Source organism: Enterococcus sp. PF1-24 (genome assembly GCF_029893325.1).
GTDB lineage: Bacteria > Bacillota > Bacilli > Lactobacillales > Enterococcaceae > HY326.
In genome coordinates this window covers 1-25,116 of record NZ_JARXWL010000033.1, presented here as the reverse complement: position 1 = coordinate 25,116, position 25,116 = coordinate 1, and the positions used below count along the sequence as shown (strand labels likewise).

Below are 25,116 nucleotides of genomic sequence, written 5' to 3'. Positions count from 1 at the left end.
ATGAAATGTGAAAAGCCAGCGTCTTTAGGCGCTGGCCGGTTTTAGGGGCTTATAGCCCCAGAGCAAACCACCCTTTTGAAGGGTGGTGATGATTAATTTTGTAAAGCTATAAACAGGAATAAAAAGGTTATTTATTTTGATTAAACGGTGATAAATTTGCAAAAAATCGTTAAAAGTTTAAAAAAAATTATCTTTTTGATGTCATTTCGATTATAATATGCTTATATTTCAATTAATTAAACTGGAGAAGTTTGTTTTAAACTGCTCTTTATTTAGAAAGGAACATTTTGCATGGAGAGAAAAATAGGAACGGTTTCAAGAGGGGTTCGTTGTCCGATTATTCGCGAAGGAGATAATTTGGCAGACGTGGTGGTTAGTAGCGTACTTGAAGCAGCAGAAAGCGAAAATTTTAGTTTAGGAGATAAAGATGTTATCGCTGTAACTGAATCAATTGTTGCTAGAGCGCAAGGTAATTATGCAAGTATTGATGCGATTGCCACAGATGTAAAAGCTAAACTTGGCGGCGAAACAATTGGGATTATTTTTCCGATTCTTTCAAGAAATAGATTTTCTATTTGTTTAAAAGGTTTTGCGCGGGGGGCTAAAAAAGTTGTTTTAATGTTAAGCTACCCAAGCGATGAAGTGGGCAATGCGTTAATTACTTTTGATATGCTAGATGAAGCTGGCATCAATCCTTACACTGATATTTTATCATTGGAAAAATATCGTGAATTATTTGGTGATAACAAGCATGAATTTACTGGTGTGGATTATGTTGATTATTACAGCCAATTAATTCAAGCTGAAGGCGCTGAGGTAGAAATTATTTTTGCCAACAACCCGAAAGCCATTTTAAAATATACGAAAAATGTTTTAACTTGTGATATTCATACTCGTACAAGAACGAAGCGGATTTTAAAAGAAAACGGTGCAGAACGTGTTTGTGGAATGGATGATATCTTAACAGCTGCCGTTGATGGTAGTGGTTTTAACGAAAAATATGGTTTATTAGGTTCAAATAAATCAACTGAAGATTCAATTAAATTGTTCCCTAAAGAATGTTTTGATTTTGTAGAAAACATTCAAAAACAAGTTAAGGATAAAGTCGGCAAAAATGTTGAAGTTATGGTTTATGGCGATGGCGCCTTCAAAGATCCTCAAGGAAAAATTTGGGAGCTAGCTGATCCAGTGGTTTCACCCGCCTATACAAAAGGCTTAGTGGGAACACCGAATGAAGTGAAATTAAAATATTTAGCTGATAATGATTTTAAAGAATTAAATGGTGAAGAACTAAAAACCGCAATTTCAAACCGAATTAAAGAAAAATCTGATGATTTAGTGGGCAATATGGCGGCGCAAGGTACAACGCCACGTCAATTAACCGATTTGATTGGTTCTTTATGTGATTTAACAAGTGGTTCTGGCGATAAAGGTACGCCAGTCGTATTAGTTCAAGGTTATTTTGATAACTATACCGAATAATAATTAGGAAAACCAATAAATACAGGAGGTCTTGCGGACCCTTGCGATTTATTGGTTTTTCTTTTTGACTAAAGCAGTTGAAAGTCGGAATGGTTTAACTTTTAGGAAACTTTCTGAGTTTTTCGTTAGAAAGCTTTGAATTTATTTGCGAAATCATGCTTTTTGACCTAAAATTAATATAAGTTAATTAGAAGGATAGGTTCAATATGGAATTACAATTTTTAGGTACTGGTGCAGGAGTTCCTGCTAAACATCGCAATGTTTCTAGTATTGCTTTGAAATTATTAGATGAACGCAATGAAGTTTGGTTGTTTGACTGTGGTGAAGGCACCCAAATTCAAATTTTACATACAAATATTCGTCCTCGGAAAATCAATAAGATTTTCATCACTCATTTACATGGGGATCATCTTTTTGGCTTGCCGGGATTATTAAGCAGTCGTTCGTTTCAAGGGGGGAAAGAAACCCTTGAACTTTATGGACCCAAAGGCTTGCAAGCTTTTGTGGAAACTAGCTTAGCGGTTTCTAAAACGAAATTAAGTTATCCTTTGAAATTCACTGAGATTACTGAAGAAGGGTTGCTTTTTGAAGATGCTACTTTCAGTGTTTATTGTGCGCGCTTGGAGCACGGGATTGAAAGCTTTGGTTATCGCATTATGGAGCATGACCATGTTGGCGAATTACAAGTTGATAAATTACAAGCTTTAGGGGTGCCAGCTGGTCCAGTTTACGGTCAATTGAAAAAAGGTCAAGACGTTACTTTAGCAGACGGTCGCCAGCTGAAAAGCAGTGATTTTATCGGTATGGCTAAAAAAGGTCGAATCGTAACTATTTTAGGGGATACCCGTAAATCTAACGCAGCAATTCGTTTAGCTATCGGTAGCGATGCCTTGGTGCATGAAAGCACTTTTGAAATGAAACAAGGGAAAATGGCTTATAATTATTTTCATTCAACTAGCCAACAAGCAGCGGAAGTTGCTAAAGAAGCCCAAGTCAAGCAGCTATTTTTAACCCATATTAGCGCTCGCTACTTAGCTAAAGAAACCAAACAATTAGCTGAAGAAGCCCAATCAACCTTTGCTAATGCGGTGGTTGTAAGAGATTTTGATTGTTTTGAGATTCCTTTTGAAAATTAGCATAAAATAGAAGGTGACGAAATGAATTTAGAAAATAAAGTAGTCGTAGTAACTGGCGGTTCAGCTGGCTTAGGAGAGCAGATTTGTTATCAAGCAGCGAAAAAAGGGGCGATAGTCGTTACTTGTGCCCGGAGAACAAATTTAATTGAGCAAGTCAAAGAAAACTGTAAGGCGCTTAGTGGTAAACCCGCTTACGCATTACAGTTAGATGTTAGTAGTCCTGATAGTGTGGAAGCTTTTATGGAGCAGCTGACAGCTGAAGTGGGAGCCGTGGATGTTTTAGTCAACAACGCTGGTTTTGGCATCTTTACTGATTTTTTAACTTTTGATATGGCGGAAGCTTACAAAATGTTTGAAGTTAATATTTTAGGCATGATGGTAGTTACCCAAAAAATTGCTTTGCTAATGGCAGAAAGACAAAAAGGTCAAATTATCAATATTGCTTCAATGGCGGGGAAAATGGCGACAGCTAAAGCCACCGTTTATGCAGCTACTAAATTTGCCGTAATTGGTTTTTCTAATGCCCTACGTTTAGAGTTGAAGCCTTTCAATATTGCGGTAACGACAGTTAATCCCGGACCCATGAGAACTGACTTTTTTGATAAAGCAGATCCATCTGGTAACTATTTAGATTCAATCGGTGCTTTTGTGATTCAACCAGAAAAATTAGCCAAAGCGATTGTTCGTAGTATGAGTCATCCTAAAAGAGAGATTAATCAACCTGTAGCGATGGAAGTAGCAGCTCGCTTTTATAATCTATTTCCGCATATTGGTGATTTTTTAGCTGGTGGTTTATTCAATAAAAAATAAAAGTATAGATTGGGAGTGAATGCTTTGAAGAAACAATGGCAGCTGGTGGCCGGCGTGATTTTAGTTTTTTTAATTGTTTTATTTGCGGTAGCAAATACGAATCAAGTAATGATTAATTTCTTTATTAGTAAAGTGAAAGCACCACTAATTTTAGTGATTTTAGGTTCAGCAATTATTGGTATTTTGATTACTTTATCAGCAACAACAACGACAATCTGGAGTCAAAAGAAAAAAATAAAAGAACTTGATAAAACGATAACTGATTATCAAGAGAATGCCACGAAAAAAATTCAAGAAAAACAAGAACAACTAGAACGCGATTTTGAAAATCAACTTTCCAGTATTCGGGCAACTTATGAAGCTCAGTTAGTCGATAAAAACCGTCAAATTGACAAATTGACGAATCCCCAACCAAATGTTAAAACAAATCAGGCTTCACCAGAACAAATGAATTATTTTGATTAATAAACAATGGTCAGTAGCTAAAGTCTGTTAAAATTTTTAATTTAACGGATAATCAAGCTTACTGACCATTTTCTGTTTTATAATCAAGCTTACGAAAACTTCTCTGCTGAAGAAAAAGCAATTTTCAGATGAATTAACCCCGCAGCTCTGCTATAATAAGTTAGTTAGGAGTGATGACTTGAAAGCTTCAAAATTTCAATGGCAGAAACCTGTAAAAGAGGATATAGATAAAGCATTTTTAGCTGAAATCGCTGAGCGTAAGTTGCCAGCTTTATTTGCTGAAATTTTATGGCGGCGAGGAATTCGAGATGAATCAGCCTTGGCGGCATTTTTTAATGAGGATTTAGCTAATTTACATGACCCATATTTAATGTATGATATGGAAAAAGCTGTTGCACGTATTCAAAAAGCGGTTCTTGAAGGCGAACGGATTTTAGTTTATGGGGATTATGATGCAGACGGCATTACCAGTACCACTATTATGAAAGAAACCTTGGAGTTATTAGGGGCTGATGTGGTGGCTTTTTTACCTAATCGCTTTTTACAAGGTTATGGTCCTAATTTAGCTAAGTACCAAGAAATTGTGGCAGAGGGTATTCAATTAATCATTACCGTTGATAATGGTGTGGCTGGTCATGAAGCGATTGCTTTTGCTCAGAGTCAAGGGGTGGATGTCGTAGTGACTGACCACCACGAATTACCACAAGAATTACCAGAAGCATATGCAGTTGTTCACCCGCGACATCCCCAAGGAACGTATCCCTTTGGCGATTTAGCCGGCGTCGGCGTGGCTTTTAAAGTAGCGACGGCCTTGTTGGAAGAACCACCTGCTGAATTTTTAGATTTAGTAGCGATTGGGACGGTTGCTGATTTGGTATCATTAACTGGTGAAAACCGTATTTTAATAAAAGCTGGTTTAGAAGCTATCAAACAAACGGAGCGGATAGGTTTATTAGCTCTTTGCGAAAAAAGTGGCGTAGCTCTTAATGAAATAACCGAAACCAGTATCGGTTTTTCAATAGGCCCCCGTTTAAACGCGATTGGTCGTTTAGGAGATGCTAATCCAGCGGTTGATTTAATGTCGACGTTTGATGAAGAAGAAGCGCAGGAATTAGCGACTTTATTAGAGGAAAAAAATGTTGAACGCAAGGGCATTGTTGAAACAATCACCCAAGAAGCTTTAAGCATGATTAATCCGCAAAATAATATTCACTTGTTGGCTAAAGAAAATTGGCACGAAGGTGTATTAGGAATCGTGGCTGGCAATGTGATGCAGCAAACGGGTAAACCAGCGATTTTATTGGCCCTTAAAGAAGATGGCACCGCTAAAGGTTCAGGCCGCAGTGTTGAACAATTGAACCTTTTTGAAATGTTAACCACAGTTAAAGAATTGTTTACTCATTTTGGTGGGCATCACGCCGCTGTTGGTTTAACGATGCCCGCTGAAAATATCCCTGTTTTGCAAGAAAAAATGAATCAATATATTTTAGAAAATGAAATTGATTTAAGCGCAGGCGCACCATTAGTGATTGATGGCATTTTACAGCCAGAAGAAGCAACGGTTGCTTTTGTGCAAAGTTTAAGTGCCTTAGCGCCATTTGGTACCGATAATCCTTTACCAACGTTCTTGTTAGAAAATATTCAACCACAGAATGTTAAGCTATTAGGGGCAACCCAACAGCATTTGAAATTTTCGGTGGATGACAAAGAGACGTTAGAGGCGATTGCTTTTAACTTTGGCAAACAAGCCAGTGAATTTAGCGGTACCGTTGATATTGTTGGTCAGCTTTCCATTAATGAATGGAATGGTTTGAAAAAAGCCCAAATGCAATTAAAAGATTTTCAAGTAAAAGGCATTCAATTTTTTGATTGGCGTGGCAAACGTAATTGGCAGCAAGCTTTAGCAGCGGAAGAAACGCTATTTGTAGCTTTTCAAAAAGTTAGTAGTAAGATTTTACCTGCAAATTTACAAGCGGAAGTTGTTGTTTTTGACAATTTAGCTGAGATTCAGCAACTGTGTCAAGCTAAGCAATATCAACAGTTAGCAGTGTTAGATGTTCCTAGTGATTTAACTTTGGTGCAACAAATTGTTCAACAAGGAGAATTTTCACGGGTTTATTTATACGGTTATTCGGAAGAAGAAGCCTATTTAAACGGTTTAGGTAGCCGTGAACAATATGGCAAATTGTTTAGTTTCATTAAAAATCAGCAGCAAGTTGATGTTCGTTACAAATTAGATCAGCTGGCACAATTTTTAAAAATTCCCAAAAATTTATTAATCTTCATGATTAAAGTGTTTTCTGAGCTAAAATTTGTTACAATAGAGGACGGTGTTTTACGTCAGTCAGAAGAGATTGTTAATCGTCCCTTGACTGAAAGTCAGCTTTACCAACAAAGAATGCGACAAATTGAAAACGAAGAATTTTTGTTGTTAGCTGATAGTGAAAAAATCAAAGCTTGGTTACAAGGCTAACATTTGCGATTTATTATTAGAAAAGAGGAAATTTAATTATGGATTTAACAAATTACATTGCGAGTATTCCTGATTACCCATCAAAAGGCATTATTTTTAGAGATATTTCACCATTGATGGCAGACGGCGAAGCGTATCGAGCAGCCACAAAAGAAATCGTTGATTATGCTCGAGAAAAAGCGATTGATATGGTAGTAGGACCAGAAGCTCGTGGATTTATCGTAGGTTGTCCGGTGGCGTATGAGTTAGGCGTAGGTTTTGCCCCCGTTCGTAAACCTGGCAAATTACCAAGAAAAACGATTGAAGTTGCTTATGAAAAAGAATACGGTGAAGATATTTTAACCATTCACGATGATGCTATTAAACCTGGTCAACGGGTTTTAATCTGTGATGATTTATTAGCAACTGGTGGCACAATTAAAGCGACGATTGATTTAGTTGAAAAATTAGGTGGCGTAGTAGTTGGCTGTGCTTTCTTTATTGAATTAGTTGATTTAAAAGGTCGTGAAAAAATTAGCGGTCATGAAATTTTAACTTTAATGGAATATTAAAAAATAACTGACATTTATGATACTTTGAAAGAAGCGAGAAGAATGATTTACCATTACTATTTTAAATTCATTAGAAAAATAGCTCTTAACAAATGAATGAGATGAAGCATTGTTAAGAGCCTATGTAAACTATTCTTCATCGAAAAGCTAGCCAATAGGTAGTTTATTTGTCTTGCCTATAAAAGCTTTTCGATTAAATGACGGAAAATTTTGAAAGAGAGTGGGGCAAAAGCCGACTCCGTTTTACAAATCCGAACTTTACAGGGCATTATTCCTGCAATCCAGCAGATTCTTATTGAAAAAGTTAACACTTTTTTGATAGAATGGCTGGCAAGGTTTGGATTTAGCGGAAGTCAATCGCTAGCTGTCCTAGTCTCTTTTTATTTTATTAAAGAAATACATAGGCAAACAGTTAGGTTAGAAATGAAAGGAATGTAAAATGTTAAACTTATCAAATATTTCGCAGCAATTTGGCGATAAAATACTATATGAAGATATTAATGTGCAAATCAATCGTGGAGAACATGTCGGGATTATTGGTCGTAATGGCGCGGGCAAAAGTACCCTAATTAAAATTATCACTGGGGAGCTTTTACCAGATAACGGTAAAGTTACTTTTCCTAAAAAGTTAAAAATGGGTTATTTAGATCAATATGTCAATGTTGATGAAAGCCAAACGATTTATGAATTTTTGCAAACGGCTTTTGCAGCTGATTTTGAAAAAGAAGCGAAAATTGCTGAATTATACCAACAATATGCCGAAGTGATGGAAGATAACTTATTAATTAGAGCAGGCGAGCTGCAAAATCAGCTGGACCAAGGAGAATTTTATCAAATGGATACTTTGATTCTTGATTTGGCAGATGGCTTAGGGATTACTATTTTAGGTATGGAGACACCTTTAAGAGATTTAAGTGGTGGGCAACGCTCAAAATTAATTTTAGCTAAAATGCTGTTAGAAAAGCCCGACTTATTAATCTTGGATGAACCAACCAATCATCTGGATGCCGAACATATTCAATGGTTGGTGCAATTTTTACAGGATTTTAGTGGTACCTATTTAGTTGTTTCCCATGACCGTATTTTTTTAAATGAAATTACTACCCATATTTTAGATATCGAATTTGGCAAATTAACCAAATACACAGGGAATTTAAATAAAGCTTTGAAATTAAAAGAGCTGCAAAACGAAAGTTACATGAAACAATACGAAGCTCAAAAAGAGCATATCAAAAAGACCGAAGAATATATTCGCAAATACAAGGCTGGTTCACGTTCGACTATGGCTAAGAGCCGTGAAAAACAATTAGCTAAAGTTGAACGGCTAACGCCACCTTCAGATGCACCTAAACCTAATCTACAATTTCCTTTTGCACCATTGGTGACGACTTTGGCGTTAGAAACTGATCAATTAGTCATTGGTTATGAGCGGTCTTTATTACCAGAAATCAATCTAACCATTCGTTATGGTGAAAAAATTGCGATTCGTGGTTTTAATGGGATTGGGAAATCTACCTTAATCAAAACCTTATTAAAAGAAATTCCCGCCATTAGTGGTGAATTTCATTTTCCCCAACATACAGCGATTAATTATTTTGAGCAAGATTTGGCGTGGGAGTATCCTTTACAAACGGCTTTACAATATTTAGGGGATCTTTATCCGAAAGCTTCTATTAAAGATTTAAGACGGCAACTATCACGAGCGGGTTTACCTAATCAGTTGGCGCAAGAAGAATTACGCTTATTAAGTGGTGGGGAACAAACCAAAGTTAAATTGGCAGAAATGACCATGAAAAAGAGCAATTTCTTAATTTTAGATGAGCCTACCAATCATATTGATCAAGATACTAAAGATAATTTGCAAGAAACTTTACAAAATTTTGCTGGTACCGTATTAGTGGTTTCTCACGAAGCTGAATTTTATGAAATTTTTGTTGATCGGGTAGTTGATTTAACTGACTAAAAAAGCAAAGATTTATTAAAAATATTCGTTAGATAAAATTGAAGAAAGTGTGAAAATTCCGCTTTTTCTTGTAAATGACTAGTATAAGTGAGTAAAAGTGATATAATCGGAAATAATTAGATAACTAACTTTATGGAAATTGAATAGCTTTTTTTACAATGGAAAGCTTAATCTAGCAACCTATTTGTTATTACTTAAAAAAAATTAAATTTCATGGTTATGATTTGGCTTTTTCAACAATTTAGGGTAAGCTGTAATTGTGAAAGTACGACTAAATCAAAAAAGTATAAACTGCTTAGAGAGGTGTGGGTAATGAAACAAAAATTGAATGCCATTTTTCCAATTACACGGCAAAAATTAGTTTTGCTATTGGCACTTTTATTGTGGACAAAATCGTTATTCGCTTATTTGGTGGATTTTAGAATTGGCTATGACTGGTTTTTTCAATATGCTATTTTATTAGTTAATCCATTAGCATCAATTTTATTGGTATTAGGCTTAACTTTACTGATTAAACGCAAAGGCTTATTTATTGCTACGAATTTAATTCTCTATTTTTCTTTAAGTCTTTTAATAATCGCTAATGTTTTATATTTTCGTGAATATACGGACTTTATTACCATTAACACTGTTTTTGGTTTTGGCAAAGTTGCCAGCGGTTTAGGAGCAACAGTTTTTAAATTATTGAAACCTTATGATGTTTTTTACCTGCTAGATTTGATTGTCTTAGGTTATATTGCTTATAAAAAACAATTTACCTTAGAATATGTGCCAAAAGAAAGAAAAAATGCCCGGAAGTTATTGGCAGCCGCCTTTACTATGTTTGTATTGAATTTAGGGGTATCTGAACTTTTTCGTCCGGGGCTGTTAACCCGAACTTTTTCGCGGGAATATATTGTTAAATATTTAGGCTTAAATACTTATGCGGTTTTAGATGGTATTGAAACTTATCAAACCAATCAAGTGCGAGCGGAAGCTAGTCCTACTGATTTATCTGAAGTAACCAATTACGTTGCGGATAATTATACTGCACCTAATCCTGAGCTTTTTGGAATTGCTAAAGGGAAAAATGTGATTGTGATTCATTTGGAAAGTTTCCAACAATTTCTAATTGATTTTGAGTTGACGGATGAAAATGGTCAGCAACATGAAGTGACGCCATTTTTAAATCAGCTTTATCATAGTGATGAAACTTACGGCTTTGAAAATTTCTTCCATCAAGTCAACGCCGGAAGAACAAGCGATGCCGAAACATTAATGGAAAATTCGCTATTTGGATTGAAAGAAGGGGCACTGTTTACTAAATTAGGTAGCGAGAATACTTTTCAAGCAGCTCCTAATATTTTAGGTCAAACTCAAGGTTATACTTCTGCTGTTTTTCATGGAAATGCCGGTAGTTTTTGGAATCGTAATGAAACTTATAAACGTTTTGGTTATGACTATTTCTTTGATGCTAGTTCTTATGAGATAACCGAAGAAAACTCTTTTCAATATGGTTTGATGGATAAACCATTTTTTGAACAATCAGTAAATTATTTAGAACATTTACAACAACCATTTTATGCGAAGTTTTTATCAGTATCAAACCATCATCCTTATGATAATTTAAAAGGGGAGGACTTAGGTTTTCCTTTAGCGAATGCATCTGATCAAACGATTAATAGCTATTTTGCAACTGCCAATTATTTGGATTCAGCAATTGCCGAGTTTTTTGATTATTTGAAGGCAACTGGCTTATACGAAAATTCGTTAATTGTTTTATATGGTGATCATTATGGCATTTCAAATTCCCGCAATGATGTTTTAGCTGAGCTTTTAGGAGCAGAGGCGGGCACTTGGGATGATTTTGATAATATGCAAATGCAACGCGTGCCTTTTATGCTTCATTTACCTGGTAATCATCAAGGAGGCATTTCGCAAACTTATGCTGGTGAAGTGGATGCTTTACCCACCATCCTACATTTACTAGGTGTTGATACAAGTCAGTATTTTCAACTAGGACAAGATTTGTTTTCAGCAAATCGTCAAGAAGTTGTGGCTTTTCGTAATGGTAATTTTGTAACGCCAAATTATTCAGTGATGACTGAGGCGATTTATGATAATGCTACTGGTGAATTGATTAGTGAACCAAGCGAAGAACTTATGCAGGAAATCGAAAACTATCGTAAATTGGCAGAAGAACAGCTTTCAATTTCGGATGCGATTAACAATGGCGATTTATTACGTTTTTATAATGACAGTGGTTTGTTGCCAATTAATCCAAATAATTATAACTATTTGGATCAATTGACTAGACTAACTGATATGGAAAAGCAATTAGGGACAGATTCTACTAGTTTGTATAGCCAAAACAATGACAGTAGCAGCAGTAATCAATTTGTGACTTCTGGCTACCTTAAATAATCTAGGCTGTGCTTAACTAGTTTAGGGGATAACTTTCTAAAAGCAGTTAAGTAGCGAAATCTTTGCTTAACTGCTTTTTACTTTTTCAGCAATTATTTTGGGTTATTGCTAATTTTAAAGCTTTATTTAAAGGAGGGCTTGTTATGATGAATTATTTTATGATATTTATTGTTTATTCAGTAATTGGTTGGTTGTGGGAAAGTATTTATTGTTCTTTTAAAGCCCGACGCTTTGTTTATCGTGGTTTTTTATTAGGGCCTTATTGTCCGGTTTATGGTTTCGGCATTTCATTTGTTTTATTGCTTGTCCCTAAGGATGCGGGAAGTTTATTCAATTTGTATTTGAATATGGTTGTCATTACCACCGTTGTAGAATACATTACTAGTTGGTTGCTGGAAAAACTTTTTAATATGAAATTATGGGACTATAGTACCTTGCCTTTTAATATTAACGGCCGCGTAGCAATTCCGGTTTCAATTTTTTGGGGATTTGGTTGTCTTTTAATCATTAAAATTGTTCAGCCAATACTTGAAAGTGGAATTGGGCGTTTTGATGAATGGAGCCATGGGTTTGGTCCGATTATTATCTTTTTGATTTTTGTTGCGGATGTGGTTGCGACTATGATCTTTAACTTTACAATGAAAAATGAAATTTCCGAAAAAATTGTTGCTTCAGATGATGGTAATGCTGATCTTAAGCAATATCGTTTAGAACAGTTATATAAAAATCAGTTGGAAGATCGCAACTTATCAATTATCCGTGAGCATTTAGCAAATCAACGAAAGAGTTTGAAACGTTGGAATATGCAACGGATAATTAAAAACTTCCCAAACTTAAAATTAAAAAAATAGCAAGATGAAGACCTTTTGATAAGTGCTTATTGGCAACTTATCAAAAGGTCTTATTTTTATTATTTAGCTAATTTGGCAATCGTTAAAATAGCTGCTGGAACACGATAAGGGGAACAAGAAACATAATCAATTCCAATTTCTTTTAAAAAGACTAATGATTGCGGATCGCCACCGACTTCACCACAAACGCCAAAAGAAATTTCTGGCTGAAGTGGTTTTACTTGAGTGATAGCGGTTTGCATTAGTTGACCAACACCAGCAAGATCTAGATGTTGAAAAGGGTCTTCAGCTAAAAGCTTTTTCTCCTGATATTCATGAATAAATTTAACGGAATCATCTCGCGAAAAACCATAAGTTAATTGGGTCAAATCATTAGTGCCAAAGCTAAAAAATTCGGAAGTTGTTGCTAGCGATTTAGCAGTTAAACAAGCCCGTGGTGTTTCAAGCATGGCGCCGATTTTATAAGGAATAGTTAATTGATATTTTTCAAATAAGGTTTGAATCGTTTTTTCCAAAATATTTTTTAAATAAGCTAATTCTTTTTCTTCACAGATTAAAGGAATCATAATCTCTGGGCATACTTGGCATTTTTCATTAATCGTCAACTCTAAAGCAGCTTCCATAATGGCTTGCGTTTGCATTTCATAAATTTCTGGATAAGTAACCCCTAAACGAGAACCACGATGACCTAACATAGGATTGATTTCTTTTAAGTCAGCGACTTTTTGTTGAACCATTGAAAGTGGTCGATTTAAAAGACGGGCCATTTCAGGCAATTCGCTTTCTTTAGGAATAAATTCATGAAGGGGTGGATCTAATAAACGGATGGTACACGGTAGGTCTGCTGTTAAGCGCAAGATTTCCATGAAATCGTACTTTTGATAATCTTTTAAAATTACCAAACAATTTTGACGTTCCTGTTTGTTTTCTGCCAAAATTAGTTTCCGCATTTCTAAAATCCGTTCTTCTCCAAAAAACATATGCTCAGTTCTTGCTAAACCAATACCATTTGCACCGAATTGTAAAGCGGTTTGGATATCTTCAAAGGTTTCAGCATTGGCACGAACTTGAAGGTTTCCTTGTTCTTTAGCCCAGCTAATGATTTTTTCAAGTAACGGAAATTCTTGAGAAGGTTCACAAGGAATCGTACCTAAATAAATTTCTCCCGTAGTACCGTTAACCGAAATTTCTGTGCCTTCAACAATTTTTCCTTCAGCGAATTGGGCTTGCTTCAAAAATTCATTAACTTCTAACGAATCACAACCGACCACGCAACAAACGCCCATGCCACGAGCGACTACAGCCGCATGTGAAGTCATGCCACCGCGGGAAGTGACGATTGCTTGACTAACAACCATGCCTTCAATATCTTCTGGAGAAGTTTCTTGTCGTAGCAAAATCACTTTTTCGCCGTTTTCACTGGCTTGTTTCGCAGCTGCTGCAGTGAAATAAACTTTACCGCTAGCAGCACCAGGGCTGGCAGGTAAACCTTTAGCGATAGCTGTTTGCGTTTTTAAATGACTTTCACTAAAAACAGGGTGGAGCAGTTGCGTAATCATTTCAGGGGTTAACTGTTGCAAGGCTTCTTTTTTTGAAAGAATGCCATCGGCTACTAACTGAATGGCAATTTTGAAAGCAGCTTTTGCTGTGCGTTTGCCATTGCGGGTTTGTAAAATGAAAAGTTGACCTTCTTCAATTGTAAACTCAATATCTTGCATATCTCGGTAGTGTTTTTCCAACAATTGACAAATTTCTTGGAATTGTTGATAAATTTTTGGCTGTTGCTGAGCTAGCTCTTTAATTGGTAAAGGCGTACGGATGCCTGCTACTACATCTTCACCTTGTGCATTGATTAAATATTCCCCAAAAAGCCCGGCTTCACCAGTTGCAGGATTGCGAGTAAAAGAGACACCTGTGCCACTGTGATTACCGCTGTTACCAAAAACCATTGCTTGTAAATTAACCGCGGTCCCTAAAGCATCATCAATATGATTTAAGCGGCGATAGGTGATTGCTCGTGAATTATTCCATGAGCGAAAAACAGCTTCCACTGCAGCGTATAATTGCTGATAAGGATCTTGCGGGAAAACTTCTTGGGTAACTTCTAAATAAATTTCTTTATAAACTTCAATAACCTGCTGCCAATCTTCCGCTAACATTTCGGTATCGGCTGAATAATTTTTTTGTTTTTTATAATGACTTAAATAATCTTCAAAACGGCTTTTATCAATTCCTTTAACAACATCACCAAACATCTGTAAAAGACGGCGGTAGCAATCATAAGCAAAAACAGGATTATCAGTTTTTTTAGCTAAGGCGGCCACACTTTGATCATTTAAGCCTAAATTTAAAATCGTATCCATCATACCAGGCATTGAAAATTTGGCGCCACTACGAACGGAAATCAGTAACGGATTGGTTAAACCACCAAATTTTTTGGCTGTTTTTGTTTCTAACGTTAAGATGTGTTCTTGAATTTCTTTTTTTAGGGACTGCGGGAATTCTTTTGAAGCTAAATAATGGATACAGGCATTTGTTGAAATCGTAAAACCCGGTGGGACAGGTAAGCCAATACTAGTCATTTCAGCTAAATTAGCGCCTTTTCCTCCTAATAGGTCTTTTTGCTCTTTTGAACCTTCGGTAAAATCAAAAATAAATTTTTTCATTGTTTTCAGTCCTTCTAAGTTTAATGTGTTACACTATTAAAAGATAAAACGAGTATATAGTGTAACTTGTATGAGAGTCAAGCTTTTTTTGAAAGAATAAAAATAAATCTTTTAAAGACTATTGATTTTGAATCTGCTTAACTTTATAATGATTAGTGTGTCACATTGAAAACAAGTCAAAATGAGATTGAAAATAATCAAAGGAGGTTAAATGATTATGAAATTATCTCAAAGACAATTACAAATTGTAGAAATTGTCAAAGCTGAGCAGCCAATTAGCGGTGATAGTATTGCCAGCCAACTAGGTTTAAGTCGAGCGACGTTACGTAGTGATTTATCAATTCTAACGATGACCGGTTTATTAGATGCACGACCAAAAGTAGGCTATTTCTACACCGGTCAAACGGTGGAGCCATTACTTTATGAAAAATTATATCGTTCAAAAGTAGCCGATATTATGATTCCACCACTAATGATTGAACAAAGTGTTTCTGTTTATGACGCAGTAACTAATTTGTTTATGTATGATGTCGGTTCTCTTTATGTAAAAAATGAAGAGGAAGAGCTATTAGGCTTAGTATCTAGGAAAGATTTATTACGTTTTGCTATTAGCAACAGCAATTTAGATAAAACGCCGGTTGCTATGATTATGACCAGAATGCCGAATATTATTACCGTGACTCCTGAAACGACGATTTTAGTAGCGGGGAATATTTTGGTGCGCCATGAAGTTGATACTTTACCAGTTATTCAAGCAGAAGGCTCCAAAAAAGTTGTCGGTAAAATTACTAAAACTAAAATTATGAATTACTTTATTCAAGCTGGCAACGATATTGAAAGTGAACAATACTAAAAAATTAAAAAATTTATCGCAAAGAACGGGGAGAAATTTAATGAAAAAAGCAAAATTATATTTAATCTCAGATTCAGTCGGAGAGACTGCCCAGAAAACTATTTCAGCTGTGGCAGCGCAATTTCCTAATGTTGATTTATCTGATATTCAACGTTATCCATTTACTAATGATGAAGAGCATTTGTTAGAAATTTTAAAAGATGCCTTGTTAGATAAAGCCATTGTTGTGACCACTTTAGTAAATAAACAGTTAGTTGATTTAGTAGCTGATTTTTCTCAACGAACAGGTTTACAGTATGTGGACTTTATGACGCCACTTTCAACTGTGATTGAACATACTTTTGGTGAAGCACCTTTACAAGAGCCAGGAGCTTTACATCGTTTAAATCAAAAATATTTTAGCCGTGTAGCAGCGATGGAATTTGCCGTGAAATATGATGATGGTAAAGATGCAAAAGGCTTTTTAGAAGCTGATTTCATTATTTTAGGTGTTTCACGTACTTCAAAAACACCACTAAGTATGTATATGGCAAATCGTGGCTTTAAAGTAGCAAATTTACCGTTAATTCCAGAAGTTGAGTTACCAAAAGAACTATTTGAAATTGATGCTAAAAAAATTGTTGGTTTAACAACCAGTCCAGAAAGTTTAGTAGAAATTCGTAAATCACGGATGCATTCTTTAGGGTTAAAAGGTGAATCTAACTATACGAATGAAGAACGAATTGAAATGGAATTAAATTATGCCCATGATCTTTTTGATAAACTAGGAATTTTAGTAATTAATGTCGACAAACGCTCAATTGAAGAAAGTTCAGTTTTGATTGAAGAACATCATAAACAAAATGCCTAATTTTACTGCTGAAGAACAAAAAATTTTAACTGAAGTGATTAATTTAGCGGCCATTCAAGAGCTTCCTAAAGGAACCGAGCATTTTATTAGTGACTTACATGGAGAGTATGAAGCCTTTGAACATATTTTAAGGAATGGTTCTGGCAGTATTCGGGAAAAAGTGCGCATCTTATTTCAAGATTCGCTATCTGAGATGGAGCAAAGGGAGCTTTGCTTCATCATTTACTATCCAGAAGAAATGTTGCAAAATTGGCAAACAGAAAGCTCTGAATGGCAAACTTTAATGGCTCAATTAGTTAAAGTCACTCGTTTTAGCTCTAGCAAATACACCCGTTCCAAAGTCCGCAAAGCTTTACCTGCTAATTTTGCTTATATTTTAGAAGAATTACTTTATCAATATGATGAAGATTATAATAAGGCAGAGTATTATCAAATTATTTTTGATAATATTATTAGTTTAGGTTTAGCAGCGGATTTTTGTATTGTTTTAGCTTACTTAATTCAGCGATTTGTGGTGGATCATTTACATGTTTTAGGGGATATTTTTGATCGGGGGCCTGCGCCAGATAAAATTATCCAGCGCTTAATGAGCTTGCCATCTTTAGATATTCAATTAGGGAATCATGATATTTTATGGATTGGCGCTTATAGTGGTTCTTTACCTTGTTTAACGAATGTTTTAAGGATCGCTGCTAGGTATGGCAATCTTGATTTATTGCAAAAAGCATATGGTATTGATTTAACGCGAGTTTTGGAATTTAGTCGTTGCAACTATCAGCCAAACCCAGCTTTTATGCCTAAAGTAAAAACAACAGCTTTTTCTCAGAAAGAACTGCAAGATGCGATGCTTTTACAGCAAGCTTTTGCCATGATGCAGTTTAAAGTGGAAGGGCAAGTTATTGAAAGACGACCAGAATTTCAATTGGACCAACGGCAATTATTAGAGAAACTGAATTTAACGAAAACCAGCATCCATTATTTTGGGGAAGAAAAAAACATTGTTAATGGATGCTTTCAATTAGTTGATTGCAAGCATCCCTATCAATTAACAGTGGAAGAAGATGAAATTCTTCAAGCGTTATTGCAACAGTTTCAATCTTCAAAAGCTTTGCAAGAACAGCTGCAATTTTTAGTGGAAAAAGGCACTCTTTATCAAAAATACAATGGTAATTTGCTTTTTCATGGTTGCTTGCCTTGTGATGAAAAGGGTAATTTTTTAACTGTTCAATTAGGGAAGAAAAAATATCAAGGGCTGGCTTTGATGGATTTCTTTCAGGAATGTATTACCAAAAGCTTTGCTCAGCCAACAATTCAGGATGATTTAGCAACTGATGGTTTATGGTATTTATGGTGTGGGGAAGGTTCATCATTATTTGGTAAAAAAACGATGAAGACTTTCGAAAGATATTTTTTAGCTGATAAAAGTACTCATAAAGAAATTCCAAACGCTTATTATGCCTTACGTAATGATGAAGCTTTTTGCGAAAAAATATTAACTACTTTCGGCTTGAAAAAAAGTGGGCATATTATTAATGGCCATACCCCTGTTAAAGTAAAAAAAGGCGAAACGCCAATTAAAGCCCATGGCAAAATGTTAGTGATTGATGGTGGCTTATCAGAACCCTATCAAAAAGTAACTGGTATTGCGGGCTATACTTTATTAGCTAATTCTTTTGGTATGACGTTAGTGGCTCATCAACCTTTTGTTAGTAAAGTAGTAGCTATTAATCGCCGACAAGATATTTTATCCCAGAGAGAAATTGTTGTCCGCCAATCGGAGCGCGTTCAAGTAAAAGCTACTGATATTGGTCAAGCGTTACAAGCGCAAAGCCAAAAATTAATGAATAGTTTAAAAAGAAAATCATAATTACTGTAGTTTTTTACAGTAGTTATGATTTTTTTTAGAATTGGCTTTAAGCGTTTGCTTACCTATCAGTTGGGGAGTATACTTTAATGATAGAAAGGTTCTGATTGATTAATGAAAACAAGTTTCTCTCAACGTTTGCTATCTTTGTACAGTAATTATCAAAATTTTATGAAAGGTCGCTACGGTTTTTTTGATAGTTTGAATAAAACCTTATTTGTTACCAGCTTAATTCTCTGGCTTTTTAGAGGTGTACTTTTTTCAGAATTATTAGTTACCGTGATTTATTTTGTCTTACTGGGAATCGTCGTTTATCGAATGCTATCTAAAAAGATTTATGTGCGTAGTAATGAAAATCAAAAATTTCTAAAAGCTACCGCAAAAATCCGTCAGTTTTTAGCTAATTTTTCTTTAGCTAAGAGAAAAACACAGGGGAAAAAACAAACTAAATCGCAAGCCAATATTCAATATGTTGTTTTTAGCTGTAGTCATTGCGGGCAAAGTTTACGAGCACCGCAAGGAAAAGGTAAAATAAAAGTAACTTGTCAAAAGTGCCAACATACTTTTGTTAAAGAAGTTTAATAATGGGAAAATACTAACCTATTTAGTTATATCAATAAAAAGATTATCAAACAGTCTAATTGTTTTATCATTTTAGCTAATCACGAAAGATAAAAGATTTAAAATGTTTTTTGTTCTGATTATGGTATTCTAAGTAGGTTTTTTTGTGCTATAATTAGAAAAACTTAATGTTTGTAGAACTAAAAAAATCTGGAGGGTCTTTTATGCGCGCAATTTTGACAGTAATTGGAAGAGATAAAGTCGGCATTATCGCTGGAGTAAGCACCAAATTGGCAGAGTTAAATATTAATATCATTGATGTTTCCCAAACGATTATGGAAGATTATTTCACCATGATGATGATGTTATCTTTTAATAAGCAAGAAGTGGATTTTGATAACATTCGTAAAGAGTTAAATGCGTTAGGTGAAACGTTGGGTGTTAAGATTAATGTACAGAATGAAGAAATCTTTAACACTATGCATAAATTGTAGAAAAATAAGCGTTAAGCTTATAAAGAATACCTAAAAGTGAGGGGCAATTTGATGGAAACAAATCAAATCTTGGAAACAATCCGTATGATTGAAGAAGAAAATTTAGATATTCGTACCATTACGATGGGCATTTCTTTATTGGACTGTATTGACAGCGATAGCGATAAAGCTTGTCAAAAAATTTATGATAAAATTACTCACGTAGCCAAAGATTTAGTGAAAGTCGGCGAAGCGATTGAAAGTGAGTTTGGCATTCCGATTATTAATAAACGGATTTCAGTGACGCCGATTGCGATTATTGCGGCGGCTACAAAAGACGATAATTATCTTAAATTTGCTAAGACTTTAGATAGAGCCGCGCAAACAGTGGGTGTTAATTTTATTGGTGGTTTCAGTGCTTTAGTTGAAAAAGGCTACCAAAGTGGCGACGAAGTTTTAATTAACTCAATTCCTGAAGCGTTGGCAGAAACGAATTTTGTTTGTTCATCAGTTAATATCGGTTCTACGCGGGCAGGTATTAACATGGATGCGGTGCGTCATATGGGCTATGTGATTAAGGAAACTGCTGCTAAATCTGATATGGGCTGTGCCAAATTAGTGGTTTTTGCTAATGCGGTGGAGGACAATCCCTTTATGGCGGGCGCTTTTCATGGCGTGGGTGAAGCTGATTGCGTGATTAATGTCGGCGTCAGTGGTCCCGGCGTTGTTAAGCGAGCGTTAGAAAAAGTCAAAGGGGAACCTTTTGATGTTGTCGCCGAAATGGTAAAACAAACCGCTTTTAAAATTACCCGAATGGGACAATTAGTCGGTCGGGTTGCTTCGGAAAGATTAGGTGTACCTTTTGGGATTGTCGATTTATCTTTAGCACCAACGCCGGCTGTCGGTGATAGTGTCGCTTATATTTTAGAGGAAATGGGCCTTGAATCTGTGGGGACTCATGGCACGACAGCGGCTTTAGCATTATTAAATGATGCTGTCAAAAAAGGTGGCGTCATGGCTTGTAATCACGTTGGTGGTTTATCGGGGGCTTTTATTCCCGTGTCAGAAGATGCCGGAATGATTGATGCTGTTAATAATGGTGCTTTGAATTTAGAAAAATTAGAAGCCATGACAGCGATTTGTTCTGTTGGTTTAGATATGATTGCAATTCCGGGGGAAACGCCAGCTGAATCAATTGCCGCGATGATTGCCGACGAAGCGGCGATTGGGGTAATTAATCATAAAACAACGGCTGTGCGGATTATTCCTGCCAAAGATACTAAAGTTGGTGATATGGTTGAATTTGGTGGTTTACTAGGTAGAGCACCTGTTATGGCTGTCAATCCTTATCAGTCAACAGATTTCATTTTGCGGGGCGGTCGTATTCCGGCACCAATTCATTCATTTAAAAACTAGCAAGGTTAGCTAATGCATAAAAAAGAAAGTAATAACTTATTGAACAAGTGACAGTTTCTCAGGAAACATTGGTTAGTAAGTAATTTAGAGAAGAGGTTAGTTGTTGATTAAGCATTTTATTTGGGATTTTGATGGCACGCTTTATGATACTTATACAGCGATTGTAACGGCGGCCGAAAAAACCTTTCAAGATTTTGAGATTACTATTGATAAAAAAGAAATTTATCGCAAATTAAAACAAACATCTTTACATGATTTACAAGTGGTTTATGGCTTGTCAAAAAACACTTTTGATCCAATTTTTCATGATTATGAAGCAGAATTTGATTATTTAAATGTACCTTTTGCCGAAACAGCAGAAGTGTTAACAAAACTTTCAGCAGCTGGTGGGCAACATTTTATTTTTACCCATCGGAAATTACATTTAACAGAAGAGCTATTAGTTAATAATCATTTAGAGCAACATTTTGTTGAAGTGATTGGCGCTGATTCTGGCTTTGCTCGCAAACCTGAACCAGATGGAATTAATTACCTAATGGAAAAATATCAGTTGTCACCAGCAGAAACCTTGATGATTGGCGATCGCAAACTAGATATTTTAGCTGGCAAAAATGCTGGGGTAAAAACTTGTTTATATGATATTGATGGTTTTTTAGGTGAGGTACCTGCTGATTATACTGTGACTAATTTAAAGGAAATTTTGAAAATTAATCAATAATTATTAACTTTTGTTGAAAAGTACTTTTCAGATTTCTGAACTATGTTATACTTTTATTCGAGAGGGGATGAAAACTTGAATATCCAAAGACAAAAAGAACTTGTAGAAGTATTTCACTATGATATCCGCAATACTGAAGAAGAACACAAAACTGAGCTAAAAGTTAGCTTTTTACCATTAAAACCTAAAGAAGAGGGCTTTCCTGAAGAAAATACAATCTTAGGTGCCCGCATTGAATTTTTAGTTGTGTTGGACAAATGTTTAATTTCTGGCCGCGTAAGCCAAATTAATCATATTATCAACGAAAAAATTGAAAGTCCACAAAACTTATCTCAAGATCAAGTTGACGAAATCGTTCGTCCTTTATTAGAGATTATTCAACGTTTAACACAAGAAGTAACTGAAATTACTTTTGATGAACCTGGTGTTAAATTAAACTTCGCACCTGAAAAAAGAGATGCTGAGTAAAATCTAATTTAAAAATAGTAATTTGCCCTTTTTCCAATTGGAGAAGGGGCTTTTTTATATAACAAATTTTTGAGCATATTTTCAGTCTTTCAAAAAGCTATCAGTTACAATAAAGTTATCAACTAGATAGTTTTTATTTAGTCGTCGGTGTTGGAGAGCACTGACGGGGAACCTTTAATTCCTTTGGTGGACTCGTCATTAAAATGAACAAGGAGGAGTTTACAATGACGGTATTCATCACAATTTTAGTGGTTCTAGCATTTTTAGGACTTGTTTTTGCTTTTTACAAAATGCAGCAGCGTCATCTGAAGTTTTCAACCCGTGTTTTTTCAGCTTTAGCGGTTGGGATTCTTTTCGGAGGGGGCATGCAACTTTTATTTGGAACAACAAGCAAAATTACCACCGAAAGTATTGCTTGGATTAGTATTTTTGGAACAGGATATGTCTATCTATTACAAATGTTAGTTATTCCTTTAGTGTTCGTTTCCATCGTAGGAGCCTTTACTAAAATGCAAGTTTCTCAAAAGCTAGGGAAAATTAGCTTTCATGTTTTGGCAACTTTATTAGGAACAACGGCGCTTTCAGCTTTAATCGGCTATGGTGCGACGGTACTTTTTGGTTTGGCTGGCGCTAACTTTACGCAAGGGGCAGCCGAAACTGCGCGAATCGCGGAAATTGCAACCACTCAAGAAACAGTGGCTAATTTAACCATTCCAGAGCAAATTTTATCATTTATTCCCCGCAATGTTTTTGCGGATTTCGCTGGAACTAGAGCGACTAGTACGATTGGTGTAGTGATTTTTGCTGCCTTTGTGGGTATGGCTTATTTGGGAGTGAAAAAGAAAGCTGAGAAAGAAGCAGCCTTTTTTGCCGAAATGATTGATAGTTTATATAAAATAGTTATGCGCATTGTTACTTTGGTTTTACGTTTAACACCTTACGGGGTAATGGCATTAATGACGAAAGTTTTAGCAACTAGTGATTTTGCAGCCATTTTGAATTTAGGTATTTTTGTAGTCGCTTCTTACTCAGCGCTGCTAGTTGTTTTATTATTACATGCTTTAGTGCTGGTCATTAATAAAATTAATCCACTTGTTTATTTCAAAAAGGCTATTCCAGTATTGAGTTTTGCCTTTACTTCTCGTTCAAGTGCGGGCGCTTTACCTATGAATATTGAAACGCAAAAAACTGCTTTAGGCGTTGATGAAGCGACTGCCAATTTTGCCGCTAGTTTTGGATTATCCATTGGGCAAAACGGTTGTGCCGGTGTTTACCCAGCGATGTTAGCAACGATTGTTGCGCCAACAGTTGGGATTGATGTTTTTAGCTTAGAGTTTGTCTTGATGTTAATGGCAATTGTAACGATTAGTTCTTTTGGTGTTGCGGGAGTTGGGGGTGGCGCCACATTTGCTTCACTAATTGTTTTAGGAGCTTTGAATTTGCCAGTAGCGATTGTCGGGCTGGTGATTTCGGTAGAACCTTTAATTGACATGGCAAGAACTGCGATTAATGTTAGTGATAGCATGCTAGCTGGCGTCGTAACCAGTCAACAAATTGGTGAGTTAAATCATGAAATTTTGATGGATAAGCAGCAAGTCGTTGAAATTTCAAAAGAATAAAATCATTTATTGAAAAATTAGCTAGAACATTGGTGAACAGTCATCGTTAAATTTCAGCAGTTAGGGAATTTTGATGATGAGTAACCAATGTTCTTTTTGTGTGATTTAACCATTAAATTAAAGAGGTAACTTCCTAAGAATTATTAATCATTTGAATAATTACAAGAGAAATATGTTAAAATAGTTGAGTGAGATAATTATTTTTAGGGGGAACAAAATGTTTAGTAATGTAGTTAAAATTATGTTATATGTCAATGATGTCGCCAAAGCGAGTGATTTTTGGCAATCAATTGGTTTTATAGAATTAGAACGACAAGAAGTTGATGGCACTTTAGTGGTGGAGTTGGCTTTAAAAGAATCAGGAGAAGTGCAACTGGTTTTATATGATTTGAATTTTATACAAGCTCATTCACCAGAAGTTATGGGGAGCAATCCTTCATTGATGTTTGCTAGCGACGATACGATGGCACTTTATAAAAAAATGAAAGCTCAAAAAGTTGAATTAGGTGAGTTAATGCTTTTAGGAGAAGATTACGTCTTTAATTTTGCGGACAATGAAGGCAATTATTTTGCTGTTCAAGGAAAGTAAAAGCGCGAAAGGAGTTTTTTAGTATGAAAAAGTTTGTTTATGCAATTAGTGATATTCATGGACAGTTTGATTTATTTGAAAAACTTTTAAAAGATTTTGATTCCCAACAGCAGCAATTACTACTAATTGGTGACTTAAATGACCGGGGCAAACAATCAAAGGAATGTTTGCTGCTAGGAAAAAAATTAGTAGAAGAGATGGGTGCCATTTATTTAAGGGGCAATCATGAAGAATATTTTTTGCAGTTTGTAAATAGTCCGGAAGATTGGTTTCCTGGCTATGTTCGTAACGGCGGGGAAGAAACGATTAATAGTCTTTTACATGCCGGCGCGATTCATGAATATTCGCCGACAGAAATTGCCATGATGATTCGTAGTCGTTATAGTGAACTTCTTGATTTCTTAGTGGAAAGACCACTCTATTATGAATGGGAAAAATATATCTTTGCTCATGCTGGCGTTGATTTAGAACTTAATGATTGGCATAAAACCGAACCGAAAGACTTTATTTGGATTCGTGAGCCTTTCATTAAAGGAAAAAATAATACCGACAAGACAATTGTTTTTGGGCATACCATTACTCCCAGTCTTTATGGCGATATGGAAACCACTAGACTTTGGCATTCCGATAATAAAATCGGGATTGATGGCGGCGGAATTTTTGGTGGTTCTGTTCATGGGGTTGTTTTTGATAAAGAAGGTATCGTTCAAGATATTGAAATTCAAAATAACAAAGGACCTTGGCAACCACAAAGTTTATTTTAAGGATAGCTGATTTTAAAATGGCATTAGTAGCAAAGCGGAAGTGCCATTTTTATTATTGACTTTAGTCAGTTGAGTGAGTGAAACGAGCGAAACAGAAAACCACCTGCTATGCGGGTGGGAAACAAAAGGTTATACCAAAAA

Annotated in this window: 22 protein-coding genes; 21 read left to right on the top strand and 1 reads right to left on the bottom strand. The window is 35.6% G+C overall.

The genetic code is table 11. The features are described from left to right. Positions 1–291 precede the first annotated feature (291 nt). From M2139_RS12335 to M2139_RS12290, 10 genes are all read left to right on the top strand, one after another. Positions 292–1,482, top strand: a complete 1,191-nt coding sequence (locus M2139_RS12335; RefSeq protein ID WP_280739147.1) for a coenzyme F420-0:L-glutamate ligase — start codon at positions 292–294, stop codon at positions 1,480–1,482. Between the two features lie 206 nt (positions 1,483–1,688). Further along, positions 1,689–2,618 carry a ribonuclease Z gene (gene rnz / locus M2139_RS12330; protein ID WP_280739148.1) on the top strand — a complete coding sequence of 310 codons (930 nt, stop codon included), beginning with the start codon at positions 1,689–1,691 and terminating at the stop codon, positions 2,616–2,618. 21 nt (positions 2,619–2,639) lie between these two features. Further along, positions 2,640–3,428: an SDR family oxidoreductase gene (locus M2139_RS12325; RefSeq protein WP_280739149.1), complete on the top strand. Its 789-nt coding sequence runs from the start codon at positions 2,640–2,642 to the stop codon at positions 3,426–3,428. Positions 3,429–3,452: 24 nt separating this feature from the next. Then, positions 3,453–3,893, top strand: a complete 441-nt coding sequence (locus M2139_RS12320; RefSeq protein ID WP_280739150.1) for a lipopolysaccharide assembly protein LapA domain-containing protein — start codon at positions 3,453–3,455, stop codon at positions 3,891–3,893. Positions 3,894–4,116: 223 nt separating this feature from the next. After that, positions 4,117–6,366, top strand: coding sequence for a single-stranded-DNA-specific exonuclease RecJ (gene recJ, locus M2139_RS12315; RefSeq protein WP_280739164.1), 2,250 nt, complete (start codon positions 4,117–4,119; stop codon positions 6,364–6,366). Between the two features lie 38 nt (positions 6,367–6,404). After that, positions 6,405–6,917 (top strand): adenine phosphoribosyltransferase, encoded by a 513-nt coding sequence (locus M2139_RS12310; protein WP_280739151.1) that lies wholly within the window; start codon positions 6,405–6,407, stop codon positions 6,915–6,917. A gap of 210 nt (positions 6,918–7,127) precedes the next feature. Then, entirely contained in the window at positions 7,128–7,355 is a 228-nt protein-coding gene (locus M2139_RS12305; protein ID WP_280739152.1) for a hypothetical protein, read from the top strand. Between the two features lies 1 nt (position 7,356). After that, a complete protein-coding gene (locus M2139_RS12300) occupies positions 7,357–8,880 on the top strand; it encodes an ABC-F family ATP-binding cassette domain-containing protein (RefSeq protein ID WP_280739153.1) in 1,524 nt (507 codons plus the stop codon). Between the two features lie 312 nt (positions 8,881–9,192). After that, entirely contained in the window at positions 9,193–11,283 is a 2,091-nt protein-coding gene (locus M2139_RS12295) for an LTA synthase family protein (RefSeq protein WP_280739154.1), read from the top strand. Between the two features lie 146 nt (positions 11,284–11,429). Next, the gene (locus M2139_RS12290; protein ID WP_280739165.1) at positions 11,430–12,134 is read left to right on the top strand and encodes a hypothetical protein; all 705 of its coding nucleotides are present in this window, start codon (positions 11,430–11,432) and stop codon (positions 12,132–12,134) included. A 59-nt stretch (positions 12,135–12,193) separates the two neighbouring features. On the opposite strand, the gene ppdK is transcribed toward M2139_RS12290, so the two are convergent. Beyond that, entirely contained in the window at positions 12,194–14,800 is a 2,607-nt protein-coding gene (ppdK, locus tag M2139_RS12285; RefSeq protein ID WP_280739155.1) for a pyruvate, phosphate dikinase, read from the bottom strand. 217 nt (positions 14,801–15,017) lie between these two features. Between ppdK and M2139_RS12280 the strand changes: the two genes are divergently transcribed. The 11 genes from M2139_RS12280 to M2139_RS12230 all read left to right on the top strand — a co-directional run bounded on the left by M2139_RS12280 (position 15,018) and on the right by M2139_RS12230 (position 24,975). Continuing rightward, entirely contained in the window at positions 15,018–15,653 is a 636-nt protein-coding gene (locus tag M2139_RS12280; RefSeq protein WP_280739166.1) for a helix-turn-helix transcriptional regulator, read from the top strand. A gap of 40 nt (positions 15,654–15,693) precedes the next feature. Further along, on the top strand, positions 15,694–16,503 hold the full coding sequence (locus M2139_RS12275; RefSeq protein WP_280739156.1) for a pyruvate, water dikinase regulatory protein: 810 nt from the start codon (positions 15,694–15,696) through the stop codon (positions 16,501–16,503). Continuing rightward, complete coding sequence (locus M2139_RS12270) at positions 16,496–18,370, top strand: fructose-1,6-bisphosphatase (RefSeq protein ID WP_280739167.1); 1,875 nt, start codon at positions 16,496–16,498, stop codon at positions 18,368–18,370. Before M2139_RS12275 ends, M2139_RS12270 begins: the two co-directional genes overlap by 8 nt. Before the next feature lie 111 nt (positions 18,371–18,481). Beyond that, positions 18,482–18,949, top strand: a complete 468-nt coding sequence (locus M2139_RS12265) for a hypothetical protein (RefSeq protein WP_280739157.1) — start codon at positions 18,482–18,484, stop codon at positions 18,947–18,949. Positions 18,950–19,152: 203 nt separating this feature from the next. Beyond that, on the top strand, positions 19,153–19,422 hold the full coding sequence (locus M2139_RS12260) for an ACT domain-containing protein (protein WP_280739158.1): 270 nt from the start codon (positions 19,153–19,155) through the stop codon (positions 19,420–19,422). A gap of 51 nt (positions 19,423–19,473) precedes the next feature. Beyond that, complete coding sequence (locus M2139_RS12255) at positions 19,474–20,817, top strand: PFL family protein (RefSeq protein ID WP_280739159.1); 1,344 nt, start codon at positions 19,474–19,476, stop codon at positions 20,815–20,817. 106 nt (positions 20,818–20,923) lie between these two features. After that, positions 20,924–21,535: an HAD-IA family hydrolase gene (locus M2139_RS12250; protein ID WP_280739168.1), complete on the top strand. Its 612-nt coding sequence runs from the start codon at positions 20,924–20,926 to the stop codon at positions 21,533–21,535. 75 nt (positions 21,536–21,610) lie between these two features. Beyond that, entirely contained in the window at positions 21,611–22,003 is a 393-nt protein-coding gene (locus M2139_RS12245; protein ID WP_280739160.1) for a DUF1149 family protein, read from the top strand. A 224-nt stretch (positions 22,004–22,227) separates the two neighbouring features. Further along, positions 22,228–23,622: a cation:dicarboxylase symporter family transporter gene (locus M2139_RS12240; RefSeq protein WP_280739161.1), complete on the top strand. Its 1,395-nt coding sequence runs from the start codon at positions 22,228–22,230 to the stop codon at positions 23,620–23,622. Between the two features lie 217 nt (positions 23,623–23,839). Further along, entirely contained in the window at positions 23,840–24,211 is a 372-nt protein-coding gene (locus M2139_RS12235; RefSeq protein ID WP_280739162.1) for a VOC family protein, read from the top strand. Between the two features lie 23 nt (positions 24,212–24,234). Continuing rightward, complete coding sequence (locus M2139_RS12230) at positions 24,235–24,975, top strand: metallophosphoesterase family protein (protein WP_280739163.1); 741 nt, start codon at positions 24,235–24,237, stop codon at positions 24,973–24,975. Positions 24,976–25,116: the final 141 nt, after the last annotated feature.

Bases quoted from the DNA above. Each gene is read 5' to 3' on its own strand.
- M2139_RS12310 (WP_280739151.1), top strand. From the start codon at position 6,405: ATGGATTTAACAAATTACATTGCGAGTATTCCTGATTACCCATCAAAA.
- ppdK (WP_280739155.1), bottom strand. From the start codon at position 14,800: ATGAAAAAATTTATTTTTGATTTTACCGAAGGTTCAAAAGAGCAAAAA.
- M2139_RS12265 (WP_280739157.1), top strand. From the start codon at position 18,482: ATGAAAACAAGTTTCTCTCAACGTTTGCTATCTTTGTACAGTAATTAT.
- M2139_RS12290 (WP_280739165.1), top strand. From the start codon at position 11,430: ATGAATTATTTTATGATATTTATTGTTTATTCAGTAATTGGTTGGTTG.
- M2139_RS12300 (WP_280739153.1), top strand. From the start codon at position 7,357: ATGTTAAACTTATCAAATATTTCGCAGCAATTTGGCGATAAAATACTA.
- M2139_RS12280 (WP_280739166.1), top strand. From the start codon at position 15,018: ATGAAATTATCTCAAAGACAATTACAAATTGTAGAAATTGTCAAAGCT.
- M2139_RS12295 (WP_280739154.1), top strand. From the start codon at position 9,193: ATGAAACAAAAATTGAATGCCATTTTTCCAATTACACGGCAAAAATTA.
- M2139_RS12260 (WP_280739158.1), top strand. From the start codon at position 19,153: ATGCGCGCAATTTTGACAGTAATTGGAAGAGATAAAGTCGGCATTATC.
- M2139_RS12275 (WP_280739156.1), top strand. From the start codon at position 15,694: ATGAAAAAAGCAAAATTATATTTAATCTCAGATTCAGTCGGAGAGACT.
- M2139_RS12230 (WP_280739163.1), top strand. From the start codon at position 24,235: ATGAAAAAGTTTGTTTATGCAATTAGTGATATTCATGGACAGTTTGAT.
- M2139_RS12325 (WP_280739149.1), top strand. From the start codon at position 2,640: ATGAATTTAGAAAATAAAGTAGTCGTAGTAACTGGCGGTTCAGCTGGC.
- M2139_RS12335 (WP_280739147.1), top strand. From the start codon at position 292: ATGGAGAGAAAAATAGGAACGGTTTCAAGAGGGGTTCGTTGTCCGATT.
- M2139_RS12235 (WP_280739162.1), top strand. From the start codon at position 23,840: ATGTTTAGTAATGTAGTTAAAATTATGTTATATGTCAATGATGTCGCC.
- M2139_RS12270 (WP_280739167.1), top strand. From the start codon at position 16,496: ATGCCTAATTTTACTGCTGAAGAACAAAAAATTTTAACTGAAGTGATT.
- M2139_RS12255 (WP_280739159.1), top strand. From the start codon at position 19,474: ATGGAAACAAATCAAATCTTGGAAACAATCCGTATGATTGAAGAAGAA.
- rnz (WP_280739148.1), top strand. From the start codon at position 1,689: ATGGAATTACAATTTTTAGGTACTGGTGCAGGAGTTCCTGCTAAACAT.
- M2139_RS12240 (WP_280739161.1), top strand. From the start codon at position 22,228: ATGACGGTATTCATCACAATTTTAGTGGTTCTAGCATTTTTAGGACTT.